This window comes from Deltaproteobacteria bacterium (assembly GCA_016874775.1).
GTDB lineage: Bacteria > Desulfobacterota > Binatia > Bin18 > Bin18 > VGTJ01.
The window spans coordinates 18713-32627 of the sequence record VGTJ01000049.1; the positions used below are offsets into that span (position 1 = coordinate 18713).

General features: G+C 54.1%; 13 protein-coding genes. 12 read left to right on the forward strand and 1 reads right to left on the reverse strand.

Annotated elements, in window-relative coordinates; genetic code table 11:
* Window positions 1–84 precede the first annotated feature (84 nt).
* From FJ147_10530 to ftsZ, 10 genes are read left to right on the forward strand one after another with little or no spacing between them, the layout of a single operon-like run.
* Window positions 85–1161, forward strand: a complete 1077-nt coding sequence (locus tag FJ147_10530) for a phospho-N-acetylmuramoyl-pentapeptide-transferase (protein MBM4256322.1) — start codon at window positions 85–87, stop codon at window positions 1159–1161.
* Complete coding sequence (gene murD / locus FJ147_10535) at window positions 1104–2507, forward strand: UDP-N-acetylmuramoyl-L-alanine--D-glutamate ligase (protein ID MBM4256323.1); 1404 nt, start codon at window positions 1104–1106, stop codon at window positions 2505–2507. The genes FJ147_10530 and murD overlap by 58 nt, the downstream gene beginning before the upstream one ends.
* On the forward strand, window positions 2504–3700 hold the full coding sequence (gene ftsW, locus FJ147_10540; GenBank protein ID MBM4256324.1) for a putative lipid II flippase FtsW: 1197 nt from the start codon (window positions 2504–2506) through the stop codon (window positions 3698–3700). The genes murD and ftsW overlap by 4 nt, the downstream gene beginning before the upstream one ends.
* A complete protein-coding gene (gene murG / locus FJ147_10545) occupies window positions 3693–4823 on the forward strand; it encodes an undecaprenyldiphospho-muramoylpentapeptide beta-N-acetylglucosaminyltransferase (protein MBM4256325.1) in 1131 nt (376 codons plus the stop codon). The genes ftsW and murG overlap by 8 nt, the downstream gene beginning before the upstream one ends.
* Window positions 4814–6394, forward strand: coding sequence for a UDP-N-acetylmuramate--L-alanine ligase (locus FJ147_10550; protein MBM4256326.1), 1581 nt, complete (start codon window positions 4814–4816; stop codon window positions 6392–6394). Before murG ends, FJ147_10550 begins: the two co-directional genes overlap by 10 nt.
* Window positions 6327–7301 carry a UDP-N-acetylmuramate dehydrogenase gene (gene murB / locus FJ147_10555; GenBank protein MBM4256327.1) on the forward strand — a complete coding sequence of 325 codons (975 nt, stop codon included), beginning with the start codon at window positions 6327–6329 and terminating at the stop codon, window positions 7299–7301. Before FJ147_10550 ends, murB begins: the two co-directional genes overlap by 68 nt.
* 45 nt (window positions 7302–7346) lie before the next feature.
* On the forward strand, window positions 7347–8276 hold the full coding sequence (locus FJ147_10560; GenBank protein ID MBM4256328.1) for a D-alanine--D-alanine ligase: 930 nt from the start codon (window positions 7347–7349) through the stop codon (window positions 8274–8276).
* Entirely contained in the window at window positions 8273–9136 is an 864-nt protein-coding gene (locus FJ147_10565; protein MBM4256329.1) for an FtsQ-type POTRA domain-containing protein, read from the forward strand. The genes FJ147_10560 and FJ147_10565 overlap by 4 nt, the downstream gene beginning before the upstream one ends.
* Before the next feature lie 7 nt (window positions 9137–9143).
* On the forward strand, window positions 9144–10379 hold the full coding sequence (gene ftsA / locus FJ147_10570; GenBank protein MBM4256330.1) for a cell division protein FtsA: 1236 nt from the start codon (window positions 9144–9146) through the stop codon (window positions 10377–10379).
* A 55-nt stretch (window positions 10380–10434) separates the two neighbouring features.
* The gene (ftsZ, locus tag FJ147_10575; protein ID MBM4256331.1) at window positions 10435–11652 is read left to right on the forward strand and encodes a cell division protein FtsZ; all 1218 of its coding nucleotides are present in this window, start codon (window positions 10435–10437) and stop codon (window positions 11650–11652) included.
* Between the two features lie 145 nt (window positions 11653–11797).
* Here ftsZ and FJ147_10580 read toward each other — a convergent pair whose 3' ends face one another.
* Complete coding sequence (locus FJ147_10580) at window positions 11798–12790, reverse strand: integron integrase (GenBank protein ID MBM4256332.1); 993 nt, start codon at window positions 12788–12790, stop codon at window positions 11798–11800.
* Window positions 12791–12956: 166 nt separating this feature from the next.
* Here FJ147_10580 and FJ147_10585 point away from each other — a divergent pair, with 166 nt between their 5' ends.
* Window positions 12957–13256, forward strand: coding sequence for a hypothetical protein (locus FJ147_10585; GenBank protein MBM4256333.1), 300 nt, complete (start codon window positions 12957–12959; stop codon window positions 13254–13256).
* A gap of 13 nt (window positions 13257–13269) precedes the next feature.
* The gene (locus FJ147_10590) at window positions 13270–13689 is read left to right on the forward strand and encodes a hypothetical protein (protein ID MBM4256334.1); all 420 of its coding nucleotides are present in this window, start codon (window positions 13270–13272) and stop codon (window positions 13687–13689) included.
* Window positions 13690–13915 lie beyond the last annotated feature (226 nt).

Consider the following 13915-nt stretch of genomic DNA (forward strand, 5'->3'; position numbering starts at 1 on the left):
AGGGGACTTCAGGTTTTCGCAAGCCCGATGTGATTGGTGGGGATCGATGTTTGTGACGGAAAGGGAAGATGTGGGGAACTGGTGATGTTGTACGCCCTCTTATATCCACTGCATACTACGTACTCCGGGTTCAACGTGTTTCGCTACATCACGTTCCGTACCCTTATTGCCTGGCTTCTGTCACTGACTGTGTCTCTCATTCTTGGTCCTTGGCTGATCGCACGGCTGCAATCCCTGCAAGTCGGTCAAGTCATTCGCCCAGAAGGCCCAGCTGGACATTTCAGTAAAGCTGGTACCCCAACAATGGGTGGCGCGTTGATTCTTTTTTCGTTGACTTTAGCGACATTGCTCTTAGCTGATCTGACCAACCCCTATGTCTGGCTCGCACTAGGGACGACACTCGGGTTCGGTTGCATCGGCTTTGTCGATGATTATCGCAAACTCCGCCGCCGTAGCTCCGCTGGGTTGATTGGCCGTTATAAACTTCTTTGCCAGTTCATTGTTGCGACTGTTGCTGCACTGGCCCTCTGGAACATGCCGGGTTTTACCAGCACGATAACTGTTCCTTTCTTCAAAGATCTGCAGCCGAACCTCGGTATCTTCTATATCCCATTTGCTGTCTTGGTGATGGTTGGCGCGTCGAATGCCGTGAATCTCACAGATGGGCTCGATGGCCTCGCTATTGGCCCGGTGATGATCACCGCGTTAACCTACGGTTTCTTCGCCTATGTGAGTGGGAACATTAAGTTTGCCGAGTATTTGCAAGTTCCGTACGTTGCTGGCTCTGCAGAAATGTCGGTTTTTTGTGGCGCACTGGTGGCCGCGGGAATGGGCTTCTTATGGTTTAACGCTTATCCTGCACAGATGTTTATGGGCGACGTCGGTTCGCTTGCACTCGGGGCAGCGCTGGGAGTCGTGGCGTTGATTAGCAAACAAGAACTGGTGTTAGTGGTCGCTGGTGGGGTGTTTGTGGTGGAAGCGGTTTCAGTGATCTCTCAGGTTACGTCGTACAAACTCACGCGTAAGCGCATCTTTCGCATGGCACCGATTCACCATCATTTTGAATTGAAGGGGTGGCCTGAGCCACAGATCATCGTTCGCTTTTGGATCATCTCGGTTATCTGTGCCGTTGCGGCACTCAGCACATTAAAGTTGAGGTAACTCCCGTGAAGTTGGGCGGGAAGACTGTTCTTATTATTGGCTTGAAGCGCACCGGTGTCAGCGCTGCGCGATTTATTGCTCAGTGCGGTGGGCGAGTGCGTATCACCGACCGGCAAACCGCCGCTCAGCTCAATACTGAACTCATGCAGATTGCAGATCTTGCTCCTGAGGTGCGCTTAGGCACGGAAGATGAGACCCTGCTGAACGGGATAGACCTGGTCGTGCCGAGTCCCGGAGTGCCCTGTACTTCCCCACTTTTAGTGAGAGCGCAGCAACGCGGCATCCCGGTGTGGAGTGAAATCGAACTGGCATTTCGCTTTTTGCGCGCGCCAGTCCTGGCTGTGACTGGCACGAACGGCAAAAGCACGACGACGACGTTGTTAGGAGAATGTTTGCGTGAACAGGGCCAACGCGTGTTTGTTGGCGGCAACCTTGGTACGCCCCTGCTGGATGCGGTGAGTCAAGAATATGATGCAGTGGTCGCAGAAGTGTCGAGTTTCCAACTGGAATGGGTTGAGCAGTTTCGCCCACGCATTGGCATTTGGCTGAATCTGACAGAAGATCATCTTGACCGGCACGGAACGCTTCACGCATACGGTACGGCAAAGCGAGCGCTCTTTATCCACCAGCAGCCCGCCGATTGGGCGATTATCAATCGCCAGGACCCAGAGATGCAACCATTTCTGTCTGAACTGCCAGGGCAAGTGCTCTCGTTTGGTTGGGATCCTGTTCAACATGGGATCTGGGTGGACGGAGAACAGAAAACGATCGTTGTCAGTGTGGCAGGACAAGAAACACGGATCTCCTTTGCGGCACTCCGTCTGTATGGCCGTCATAATCTGGAAAATGTCATGGCTGCGGTGGGAGCGGCCACACTCTGGGGAATTCCGCCCATCGTGATTGAACGAACGTTAGCGCGGCTTACTGGCTTGCGGCATCGACTGGAACTGGTGGCAACCAAACATGGCGTTACTTATTTCGATGACTCTAAAGGAACGAATGTTGGTGCCGTCGTGCAATCCTTAGCGAGCTTTGACGGGCCGGTGATTTTATTGGCTGGTGGTGTCGACAAAGGTGGCGACTATGCTCCGCTGCGACACCAGGTGCAAAGCAAAGTAAAAAAACTCATTCTCTTTGGTGCGGCACGAGAGATGATTGCTTCTGCATTAGAGAATGCAACAGAAACCCTAGTCGTCGATACTTTAGTAGATGCAGTCCGCGCCGCAGCGCAAGTGGCCCAGGGTGGAGACACCGTGCTGCTTTCGCCTGCATGTGCAAGTTTTGACCAGTTTCGTAACTATGCTCACCGTGGGGAAGTCTTTCGGGAGGCTGTGGAGGCGTTATGACGGGTGAGGTCTTCGTTCAACCAACAGTATTGCTGCGAACGCAACGTATAGCGACGACATCAACATCCTCAACGCAACGCGGGCCGCTCGACCCGTGGCTGTTGCTTGCTGTGGTTGGGCTTGTCCTCATTGGTGAAGTCATGGTCTTCAGTACGTCGTATTTCTACGCGTTCGAACGTTTCAACGATCCCTATCGCTTCTTCTGGAAACACCAATTGGCTCTGCTGCTGGGGAGTGTCGGCCTTGTGGTTGCCCTGTTCATTCCGTCCCACGTCTACCACCGGGTCACCTATCCTCTCCTCGCGTTCGCGTTTGTTGGCCTCGTGATCGTTTTTGTTCCTGGAGTTTCGTCTGGCAAAGTCCATCGCTGGATTCATGCCGGTCCCCTTAACTTTCAGCCTTCAGAGCTTGCCAAAGGCGCGGCCATTCTCTACCTCGCGACGTCATTGGCAAAGAAAACCGAGCGGATCGCAGGTTTTACCTACGGTGTGCTCCCACATCTTGTGATTGTTGGCGCGATCGCTTTGCTGATTGCCCTCGAACCAGACCTGGGTGGAGCTGTATCAATAAGCCTGGTGTTGTTTGCCATGCTCTTTGTCGCTGGTGCGCGGTTGCGGCATCTGTTTGCGTTATGGACTGGAGGAATTCTCCTGTTCGTCGTTGCTGCGATAACCGCCAATTATCGACTCGATCGGATTATCATCTTCGTCAAGCGACTGCTGGGTGGCGCAAGCGAACACAATCAAGGTATCGGGTATCAACTGAACCAGTCGCTGATTGCCTTTGGGGCTGGCGGTGTGAGCGGTGTCGGACTGGGCGAAAGTCGACAGAAGCTCCTGTATCTCCCAGAGGCGCATACGGATTTTATCTTTGCGGTGATTGGTGAAGAAACCGGATTGTGGGGCGCTGGGATCATCATTTGTCTTTTTGCCTTGTTGGGGATACGGGGGTTACGTGTCGCAATGCGTCATCCACAACTGTTTGGGCGCCTCCTAGCCTTTGGATGTACGTTTCTGTTGGTCTGCCAGGCTGGTTTAAATATGGGAGTGGTATTGGGACTCTTGCCGACAAAGGGGTTGCCGTTGCCGTTTATTAGCTATGGAGGGTCAGCGTTAGTCACCGCACTGATTTATGCAGGCATACTCTTGAGCCTCTCGCGTGAGGCGCTACGGGAGAATCACGCGTATGCCTAGAGCGGTGCGGATGTTGTTTGCCGCTGGAGGAACTGGCGGTCATCTATTCCCTGGCGTTGCGGTGGCTGAAGCTGCACGACGCGATGTGGGGGCGGAAGTGTTGTTTGTCGGTACTCAGCATGGAATGGAAAAAGACATGATCCCGCGTTTGGGGTTTGCGCTACAATTTATTCCGGCTGAACAATTACGTGGTCGTAATTGGCGCGGGACGCTGCATTCGCTGTGGGCAGCCTTTCGTGCGCTGGGAGTCGCTTGGCGGGTAGTGCGGGATTTTTCACCAGACCTGATTTTCAGCATTGGTGGCTATGCGTCTGCTCCGACCGTGGTAGTGGGATGGCTCCGCCGTATTCCGTGTGTCTTATTGGAACCGAATGCGATTCCTGGTCTGACAAACAAATGGTTAGGTCGACTCGCGACCAGAGTGTGTGTTGGCTTTCCTCAGACGGCAGCGGTGTTTCCTGCGGGAAAAGCTGTGTGTACCGGTAACCCAGTGCGCTGGAAACTGAGCAACGCACCCGAGAGCACCTCGCCTGCAGCCCCGCTGAAAACGCAGCCAACGCTACTTATTTTTGGTGGGAGCGCTGGTGCACGCCGACTCAATCACACTATGCCCCAGGCGCTCGCGCTCTTAGGACAAGCGCGCGGCAATATGCGCATCGTGCATCAGACCGGCAAAGCAGATCATGCTGAGGTGAGTGCGACGTATGCGCAGCTTGGCCTGCCTGCCGAAGTCGTTCCTTTTATCGACAATATGCAAGAGATGTATCTTGCTACTGATCTCGTCGTCTGTCGTGCTGGTGCAACCACTATTGCCGAGCTGACATCGCTCGGGAAGCCCGCCATTTTGGTTCCCTATCCGTATGCGGTTGATGATCACCAATGTGCCAATGCGGAAATCCTCGTGCACGCTGGTGCCGCACGTATGGTACTCGACGCTGAGCTGACTCCTGAACGGATGTGCGAGGAGATTCGTGCCTTGATTACTGATCCGACGCGGTTGGTGGCGATGGGACATGCAGCAACAACCGTTGGCCGACCGGATGCAACTGCTGCAGTGGTACGTGAATGTGTGGCGTGCTTACCTCCTGAGATGCGAGCGCAACAGGAGGTCGCATGGCAGTGAAGAAAGTGCGGAGTCCGGAATCTAAGAAAGTCCGAAGCCCAGAGTCTAAAAAAGTTCGGACTGCGGAGTTCGGAGCCCAGAACCCAAAGCCCAAAGCGCAAAGCCTCAAAGCAAAAGGACGGCACAGAAATTCGCCGTTTGTGAACGGCAACGGGCAGGTGTTGTTTGACACCAACCGCTGGATTCACTTCGTTGGTATTGGTGGTATTGGCATGAGTGGGATTGCCGAATTGCTGTTGAACTTGGGATATCGCGTGAGCGGCTCGGACTTGGCAGAGTCGGAAACGACGCGACGACTCAGTGCCAACGGTGCCCAGGTGTGGAGTGGTGGACATCGTGCTGAACATGTCACCCCGGAAACCGATGTCGTTGTTATTTCCTCAGCCGTGAAGTTTTCCAATCCCGAAGTGGTACGTGCGCGAGAATTGATGATCCCTGTCATTCCACGTGCTGAGATGTTGGCCGAGTTAATGCGGCTCAAATATGGCATTGCCGTCGCCGGGACGCACGGAAAGACGACGACAACCTCTTTGATTGCTGCGGTGCTGGCGCAAGCGCACCTGGACCCAACGATGGTTATTGGTGGGAAGCTCGATGTGCTTGGCGGAGCCAATGCACGTTTAGGGCAAAGCCGTTTTCTTGTCGCGGAAGCGGATGAGAGCGATGGAACGTTTGTCTTGCTCAGCCCGACGATCGTTGTGGTCACCAATATCGATGCCGAGCATCTTGATTTTTATGGTGACCTGGAAAAAGCCAAAGCTGCCTATCTGTCGTTTATCAATCGTATTCCGTTTTACGGACGCGCCGTGCTGTGTCTGGATAGCGTCAATGTTCGTGCGTTACTCCCACATGTTCATAAACGATTTGTGACATACGGTTTAGTACCGGATGCGGAGTTTTCTGCGCGAGACTTACGTGTTACCGGACTCACCACTGCTTGTGAAGTGTGGCATGGGCAGGAATGTCTGGGAACGTTGCGTTTGAACCTCCCCGGTCGACACTACGCGTTGAATGCGCTTGCGGTTGTGGCGGTGGCGCGAGAATTAGGTATTCCTTTCGCCCAAGTCCAAGAGGCGCTTGCGGCGTTTGCTGGAATTCAGCGCCGCTTTGAGGTTAAAGGGGAAGAGGCTGGCGTGATGGTAGTTGATGATTACGCGCATCACCCAGAAGAGCTGCGTGCCACGCTCCGTGCGGCACGCGAAGGGATCGCCCGTGGAGGCGACCGCCGCTTGATTGCCTTGTTCCAGCCGCATCGCTACTCGCGGACCCGCGATTTATTCGATGATTTTCTCTCAGCCTTTGATGATGCTGATGTACTGTTACTGACTGAGATCTACGCTGCTGGAGAAGAAAGTATCGAGGGCGTCTCTGGTGAGGCACTGTATCGCGCGTTGAAAAAACGTGGCCACGCCGACGTGCGTTTTCTGCCACAGAAGGAGGAACTCGCGGCGAACCTGATCGACGTTGTGCAACCTGGGGATGTGGTGCTGACACTCGGCGCGGGTGATATCTATCGTGCTGGCGTGGGGCTTTTGTCACGCTTGCAAGAGGGAGGGGGGCGTGCAGCCTGAGTTGTGCGAACGCCTCACTTGTTTGCTGGATGACCGGGTGCGGTTCTCGTTGCCGCTTGCTCGTCACACCTCGTTCCGCATTGGTGGACCAGCAGATGCGTTTGCCGAGCCTGACACGCTTGAGGAGTTGCAGACGTTGCTCGTGTTGTTACACGCAGCGTCCGTGCCGGTATTTCTCCTTGGCGGGGGGACCAACATTTTGGTGAGCGACAAAGGGGTGCGTGGTGTCGTGGTGAAACTGGGCGAAGGGTTTACTTACGTCCGATGGCAAGAAGCTGCTGAGGATGCGACGGTTCATGTTGGGGCGGCAAATTCACTGGGGAGATTTGTCCGTGAGGCCGTACGTAAAGGCTATCGCGGCATTGAATTCGCTGAAGGTATTCCTGGAACTGTGGGTGGCGGGTTGCTGATGAATGCTGGTGCTTTTGGCGGCGAATTGAGTGCAGTGGTAATGGCGATTACTGGGGTACACTGTGATGGGCGGCGAGAGCGTTTAGCGGGAGAAACTCTTGGATTTGCGTACCGGAGGACGGCACTGCCAGCACAATTTGTCGTAGCTGAAGTCGAGTTTCATCTACTGCGTGGACAAGCGGACGCAATTGCCGCCGTGATGAGCAAGGCGCAACAAAAACGGCAAAAAACCCAACCGCATGGTTACCCCAATGCTGGCTCGATTTTTAAGAATCCGCCTGGAACCTATGCTGGTCGCCTCATTGAGTCCGCTGGGCTCAAGGGGCACTCACATGGTCGCGCGCAGATTTCTGAACAGCATGCGAACTTTATTGTGAATACTGGGGGAGCAACTGCAGCTGATGTCAGAGTCCTCATGGAGCAAATACAACGAACGGTATGGGAAAAAAACAATATATGGTTGGAACCAGAAGTGCGACTTGTGGGGGAATGGTAGGGGAAGATTCGTATTGACGACGGTTCGTAACTAAGAGATGAATACATGAATACTGTATGGCGCGACAAACGAGTGGGGGTGTTGTTTGGCGGACTTTCTGCCGAACAAGAAATCTCCCGTTTAACCGGAGCCGGTGTCAGTCAGGCATTACGAGAGCGGGGATATCAGGTGGTACCAATTGAGGTGAATGCAGACGGCGCATGGATTGCTCAGGTTCGCACCATTGATGTGGCTTTTATCGCTCTACACGGCAAGTTTGGTGAAGACGGAACCGTACAAGCGGTACTGGAATTGGTAGCCATACCGTACACGGGCTCTGGGGTACTTGCGAGTGCTCTGGCCATGAATAAACCAATGGCGAAACGAGTATGGCAAACCTACGGGTTACCGACCCCAGCCTGGCAAGTGATCGACAAGGAAAAGCCCGAAGCCCTTACCCTCCCGTATCCTGTTGTCGTGAAGCCGACCACCGAAGGGTCTAGTGTCGGGGTCAGCATCGTACGTGCCGCAGAAACATTGACGATCAGTTTAGCGACCGCCTTTCGTTATGATCCGCAAGCGTTAGTCGAAGCTTATATCCCAGGCAAAGAGGTGACTGTCGGGATTCTCGGTGAGCGGGCGCTTGGAGCCATGGAGGTGATCGCCAAGGGCGAGTTCCACTCGTACGAAGTGAAGTACACGGCTGGTCGTGAAGAGTTTATCTTACCGGCACCGCTCTCACCCGCGTTATATGAACATGTCCTCCAGGTTGCCCTCACGGCGCATCGCGCGCTGGGCTGTCGTGGCTACAGTCGCGTCGATACCCGAATCAATGACCAAGGCGAAGTGTTCCTTCTTGAGGTCAATACGCTACCAGGATTTACCACGTTGAGTTATCTCCCGCGGATTGCCGCGGCTGTCGGATTGAATTACGGGGATCTGGTCGAGGCTATTTTGCAGCAGGCGACCATACATATCCAAAGGAGTGTGTCGTGAGTACCGTGTCGCTCCCTGCCACACTGCTCCAGCGCTGGAAAATGTTGGGAAAGCGGGAGAACCAACGTACGACGCCAAAGGTGCCGACGAAAAAACGATGGTACGTGCTGGCCTTGCTCACGCTCCTCACTGTAAGTGTCTATGCGCCGCATGGATGGCGCGTACTCTCGCACTATATTCAACAGCATCCGTATTTCGCGATCACGACGATTGATGTCGAGTTGGACGCTGGGGCGTTGTTCTCACAAGAAGAGATTATTTCCTGGAGTGGCATTGAGCAGGGGATGAATCTGTGGACGGTCGATCCAGAGGAAATCCGCTCTCGGTTGTTGACCTACCAAGGGATTCGCGATGTTGACGTGCGACGTGAATTCCCTCAGCGTGTCGTACTTCAGGTCCAAACGCGACATCCTATTGCGGTCGTTGTGTCTCCATCGCTGACCTATCTCGATAAGGATGGGGTGTCATTTCAGGCGTTAGCGCAGAGAAAAGAGCTTGACCTACCGTATGTCACCGGCTTTCGAAGCGAAGAACTGGACACCGCAGCAATACAGGCTGCCTTAACGGGAACGGTTTCCTTACTCGCCCAGGCAAAGCAATTCTGGGTTGAGCCGGTGTCAGAGATTCGCTGGGATCGCGAGATCGGATACACGGTCTTTCTTGCTCGCCGCCATCTTGCCATCCGTTTGGGGTGGGAAACCGGGCCGGAGAAGTTTACCCAAGTAGCGACCGTGTTGACGCGATGGCCGGCGGAGGCTTCTCCGGCATTACTCGATGCGCGCTTTCTCAATCAAGTTGTGGTCCGCCCGTTTCTTGACGAGAGCGGATTACATCCAGTAACTCCTGTTAATCCGCTGTAAAGGAAGTATCATGGCGAAAGAAAACTCTCTCATTGTGAGTCTTGACGTTGGCACCTATAAGACGGCTGTGGTTGTGGCGGAAGCGACGCCAGAAGGCATTGAAGTGTTAGGGGTTGGGACCGCGTTATCCCAGGGGGGGCTTCGGAAGGGGCAAGTCATTAATGTCGAAGCAACCGTACAAGCGATCCGTAAGGCTGTGGAAGAAGCGCAACTGGGATCGAGTAGTGAGATTCACAATGTCTGTGCGGCGATCTCTGGTGCACATATTGCCGGGGTGACGAGTCAAGGGATGATCGTCGTCAAAGATCGGGAAGTCTCTCCCGAAGATGTCGCGCGCGTGATTGAAGTTGCGCGCACGGTCGCGTTGCCGGCTGAGTGCGAGATTCTTCACGTTGTTCCGCAAGAGTTCTTTGTCGATGGGCAGGATCGTGGACATGAACCAGTGGGAACCTCTGGGGTTCGCCTTGAGGCCAACGTCCATCTTGTGACGGTGGCAAGCAGTGCCCTCGAAAGCCTGGCACGCTGCTGCGAACGATCTGGGCTCCACGTCAATAGCATTCACTTTGGTGGCCTTGCCGCGGCTGAAGCTGTGGTCACGCCTGAAGAAAAAGAACTTGGGGTTGCGCTCATTGATATTGGCAGTGGCACGACCAGTATCGTGGTATTTCATCGTGGGGCGGTGACCCATACGGCGGTGCTCCCCGTTGGTGGTTCTAACATGACCAAAGACCTTGCTGTGGGCCTGCGAATTCCCGAAGCCGAGGCTGAAAAAATTAAGCAGCGGCATGGCTGTGCACTCGGAGATATGATAACTCCCGGTGAAATGATTGAGATGCCGAAGGTGGGGGGGCGCGATCCTTCGCCGATGCCACGGCGGAAACTCAGTGAAATTATCGAACCACGTGCCGAGGAAATCTTCTCGTTAGTGAAAGAGCAGTGTGAGGAGAACGGCTTGTTAGGGAGACTGAATGCTGGGGTCGTGTTGACTGGAGGGGGAGCGATCATGGAGGGAATGACCGAGCTCGCCGAGCGGGTGTTTCGCTCGCCGGTGCGGCGCGGCCAGCCACGATTCCTTGGCAATACTGTCGATGCTGTCAACGGACCAATGTATGCCACTGGGGTAGGGTTAGTGTTGCGTGAACTCCAGCAGCATCGGAGTAACGGCGTAGTCCGAAATGGGACTGGGCATGGGTGGCAGCGCGTACGCGAGCGAGTTGCCGAATGGTTTCGGGATTTTTTCTAACATCGTAACTGGACCTTCCACCGGGAAGGCACATAACGACAGGAGGAGGTGTGAGATGATCGAATTTGTTGAGCAGAATGGCAATAAGGCCCAGATTCGTATCGTTGGTGTTGGCGGTGCTGGTGGCAATGCGGTGAACACGATGATTACCGCGGGGCTTTCGGGTGTTGATTTCATTGTTGCGAATACTGATGCGCAGGCTCTGCGAGTGAATCTTGCTCCGACCAAGGTACAACTTGGTGGTGAACTGACGAAAGGGTTAGGAGCCGGAGCGAACCCCGAGATTGGTCGCCGCGCGACGATCGAAACGGAAGCTGATATACGCGCACTCCTCACCGGTGCGGATATGGTGTTTGTCACTGGTGGTATGGGTGGCGGAACGGGAACGGGTGGCGCACCAGTTGTTGCCCGTATCGCGAAAGAGTTGGGAGCACTCACTGTAGGTGTGGTCTCCAAACCGTTCCTCTTTGAAGGCAAGAAGCGTATGCGCCAAGCAGAAGAGGGGCTACGAGAGCTGAAGGCAAATGTCGACACTCTGATTTCGATCCCCAATCAACGCCTCCTTGCCGTTGCCAGTCGTAGCCAGCCTTTGCTGGAAGCCTTCCGGAAAGCAGACGAAGTGTTATTACAAGCCGTCCGCGGCATCTCTGATCTGATCACGGTTCATGGATTGATCAACTTAGACTTCGCCGATGTGCGTACCATCATGTCAGAAATGGGCATGGCGATTATGGGAGCTGCATTCGCTAACGGCGAGAACCGTGCTGAAGAGGCAGCCCGACGAGCAATTGCCAGCCCATTGTTGGAAGACATCTCCATCCGCGGGGCAAAAGGGGTACTGATCAACATCACTGGTGGTGCTGACCTCACCTTGCATGAAGTGAATGAAGCTGCGACGCTCATTCAAGAAGAGGCCGACGAGGAAGCCAACATTATCTTTGGCGCAGTGATTGATGAGTCGCTCGGTGATGAATTGCGGATTACCGTAATTGCTACCGGATTTGGCGAAGCAGCAGTGTTGCAAACGCCAACCGCAGGGAAACCTTCACTGAGTGCGCTGCGTGGCGGCGTTGGCGTCCGTGGTCAACAACCGAGTGTTCCTAGTAGCCGTCGTGTCGTGCATATGGGAACAATTGTTGATGATCTTGATGTCCCGACTTGGCAGCGAAAACGACAAGCCGAGAGCGCATCTACTCCGGCAAACACCCCTCCTACCGTAGATCCTGAAGATAAGTACGACACCCCCGCCTTCTTGCGAAAACAAGCAAACTAATTGTTTGTTCAAGGTCATACCGAGGCGCCAGAACGACGCCTCGGTATGACCTTCTTTCCACTCCCTCCGTAGCAAGGGCAACACTTTGCGCACGCCTTCCAGTGGAATACTCCTCAGCCCTGGTCTTACTGGAACGGCGTGGAGATCACACGCTGAGATCATCTAACGGGCTTGGTACCCCCTGGCCTCCCTGCTGAAGAACGTGCGTATAGATCATAGTGGTCGCGACGTCGTTGTGGCCAAGTAATTGCTGAATCGTGCGAATATCCGTGCCACGGTGCAGCAAATGTGTCGCGAAAGAATGACGAAAAGTATGAGCACTAATTTGCTTTGTAAGGCCGGCACGGTGTACCGCTACCTTGATCGCCTTGTTAATGACACTAGGGTCTACATGATGGCGACGTGTGACCCCAGAGCGTGGGTCAACCGAGAGACTACGAGCAGGAAAGACATATTGCCACCCCCACTCCTTGGCCAAAGCAGGATACTTCCGTGCTAATGCATGTGGAAGATGTACCTCGCCATAGCCACGCGCCAAATCTTGTTGGTGCAATGTTTCGACTCCAGCCAGGTGGTTTTGCAGTAGTGGAGCCAAGATCACGGGAAAAGTAGTAAACCGATCCTTATTCCCCTTGCCTGCGCGCACGGTCAGTTGTTTCATGTGATAGTCGATATCTTTGACCCGGAGTCGGACCGCTTCGATGATTCTTAGTCCGCTGCCATACAGGAGCTTGGCAACAAGTTGAGCGGTCCCATCCATGAGCGAGAGCACGGCGGCAACCTCCTCGCGGGTCATGACCACGGGGACGTTGATCTTACTGGGAGCGCGGACGGCGTCAATGTTGCCTTGCGGCGCTTGGTCGAGGACCCGCTTATAGAGGAACAGCAGGGCATTCATCGCTTGATTCTGCGTTGCGGGTGCGACGTTCCCGTGCACAGCGAGGTCCGTGAGAAACGCCTCAATCTTCGGTTCAGCAGGAAACAGATCCTGGCGCGAGCGCATGGCGTGAAACCGGATAAAACGGACGATCCACTTCACATATACGTGTTCGGTATGAATAGAATAATGGTGGAGCCGGAGGACGGTGCGGACTTCGTCCAAGAGTTTTGGTTGTTGACTTCGAGTGACATCAGGCATATCAGACCCCTATGAGGTTGTAGTGACTGCGGATAACAGGTGCAGGGCAAAACCGCCTGAAAACCCGGCTAATATGGCATTATCAGGGCAAAATGACAAGTTAATCAATGGTTAGGTGGTTGCGGGTCTCGTCGTAAGGCAAACAAGAACGAAGAGGGGATAAAAAATGGATAATGTTGATCGCACCTTAATCGATGCGGGAGTCAACGCCGCCAAGCAGCGTGCGCAGCAGGACTTTGCCGGTGGGCCCCCTGAGTTGCCACCAACATTTATTGAGGCTGCAGAACGCATCCTCAAACAGTGGCCACATGATTTGAGTCCTCGCTTTATCAAGCTTGTCGTTGAGTTAGGAGCTATAGCCGCAATGGCCAGGATTAAGTATCAACATCCTCCCCTGACAGATGATGAGTCTTTCGCTTTTCTCGGTCACTGTGCTTCATTCTTCAACAGTTTCAAGCATAGATAGAGGTTCTTCCTATATGAGCGCTGGTCGGTCTGACACGTTTCGTGACCGCCTTGATCAGTATCAGCGGCGACAGAAGCTTACGATATGGGTTGCCGCGGCGTTAGGTGGAATGGTCGTAATCATTGGCTCTGATACTGTGAACGATATGATAAAGGATGTACCCCAAGTGCTCCTCTCCTTGATACTTACGCTGGTCCCGATTACTGGCCTAGCAATAGGACTCACACGAGTAAAGTTCGAGTGGCGTGAAACACGCCTTCGTAGACTTATAGAAGCAAACGACGTTAAACTCGACAGTGCCATTCCCGCAAATGAGGAATTCGAGTGGCCACAAGACGCTGAAAACTGGTGGACGGTTTCCCTTCTAGGTGTTCTTTTCATAGGTATCCTCTTCCTTGTGGCAATTTGGTGGAACGTAGTGAAGCAACTGTGACTGACACCTAACTTCACGCGCCACCGCATCGCGGCCCTGTGGCGTGAAGGGATGAATCTGAAAGGCCGCGGTCGGGCCGCTCGCGGTGCGCTCGGGCGTTTAGGCATGGGCAAGAATTAAGTTACCGATTAAGAGCGAGGAAGAAGCGTATAGTTCCAATCGCCATGAAACTTACCGGGTTTGATATTGAGCGCTTGAAACTCATCGTCGGAGACCTGTAGGCCTT

Coding starts and splice junctions, on each gene's coding strand:
- FJ147_10530 (MBM4256322.1), top strand. CDS start 85: ATGTTGTACGCCCTCTTATATCCACTGCATACTACGTACTCCGGGTTC.
- ftsW (MBM4256324.1), top strand. CDS start 2,504: ATGACGGGTGAGGTCTTCGTTCAACCAACAGTATTGCTGCGAACGCAA.
- murG (MBM4256325.1), top strand. CDS start 3,693: ATGCCTAGAGCGGTGCGGATGTTGTTTGCCGCTGGAGGAACTGGCGGT.
- FJ147_10550 (MBM4256326.1), top strand. CDS start 4,814: ATGGCAGTGAAGAAAGTGCGGAGTCCGGAATCTAAGAAAGTCCGAAGC.
- FJ147_10560 (MBM4256328.1), top strand. CDS start 7,347: ATGAATACTGTATGGCGCGACAAACGAGTGGGGGTGTTGTTTGGCGGA.
- ftsZ (MBM4256331.1), top strand. CDS start 10,435: ATGATCGAATTTGTTGAGCAGAATGGCAATAAGGCCCAGATTCGTATC.
- FJ147_10580 (MBM4256332.1), bottom strand. CDS start 12,790: ATGCCTGATGTCACTCGAAGTCAACAACCAAAACTCTTGGACGAAGTC.
- FJ147_10585 (MBM4256333.1), top strand. CDS start 12,957: ATGGATAATGTTGATCGCACCTTAATCGATGCGGGAGTCAACGCCGCC.
- FJ147_10590 (MBM4256334.1), top strand. CDS start 13,270: ATGAGCGCTGGTCGGTCTGACACGTTTCGTGACCGCCTTGATCAGTAT.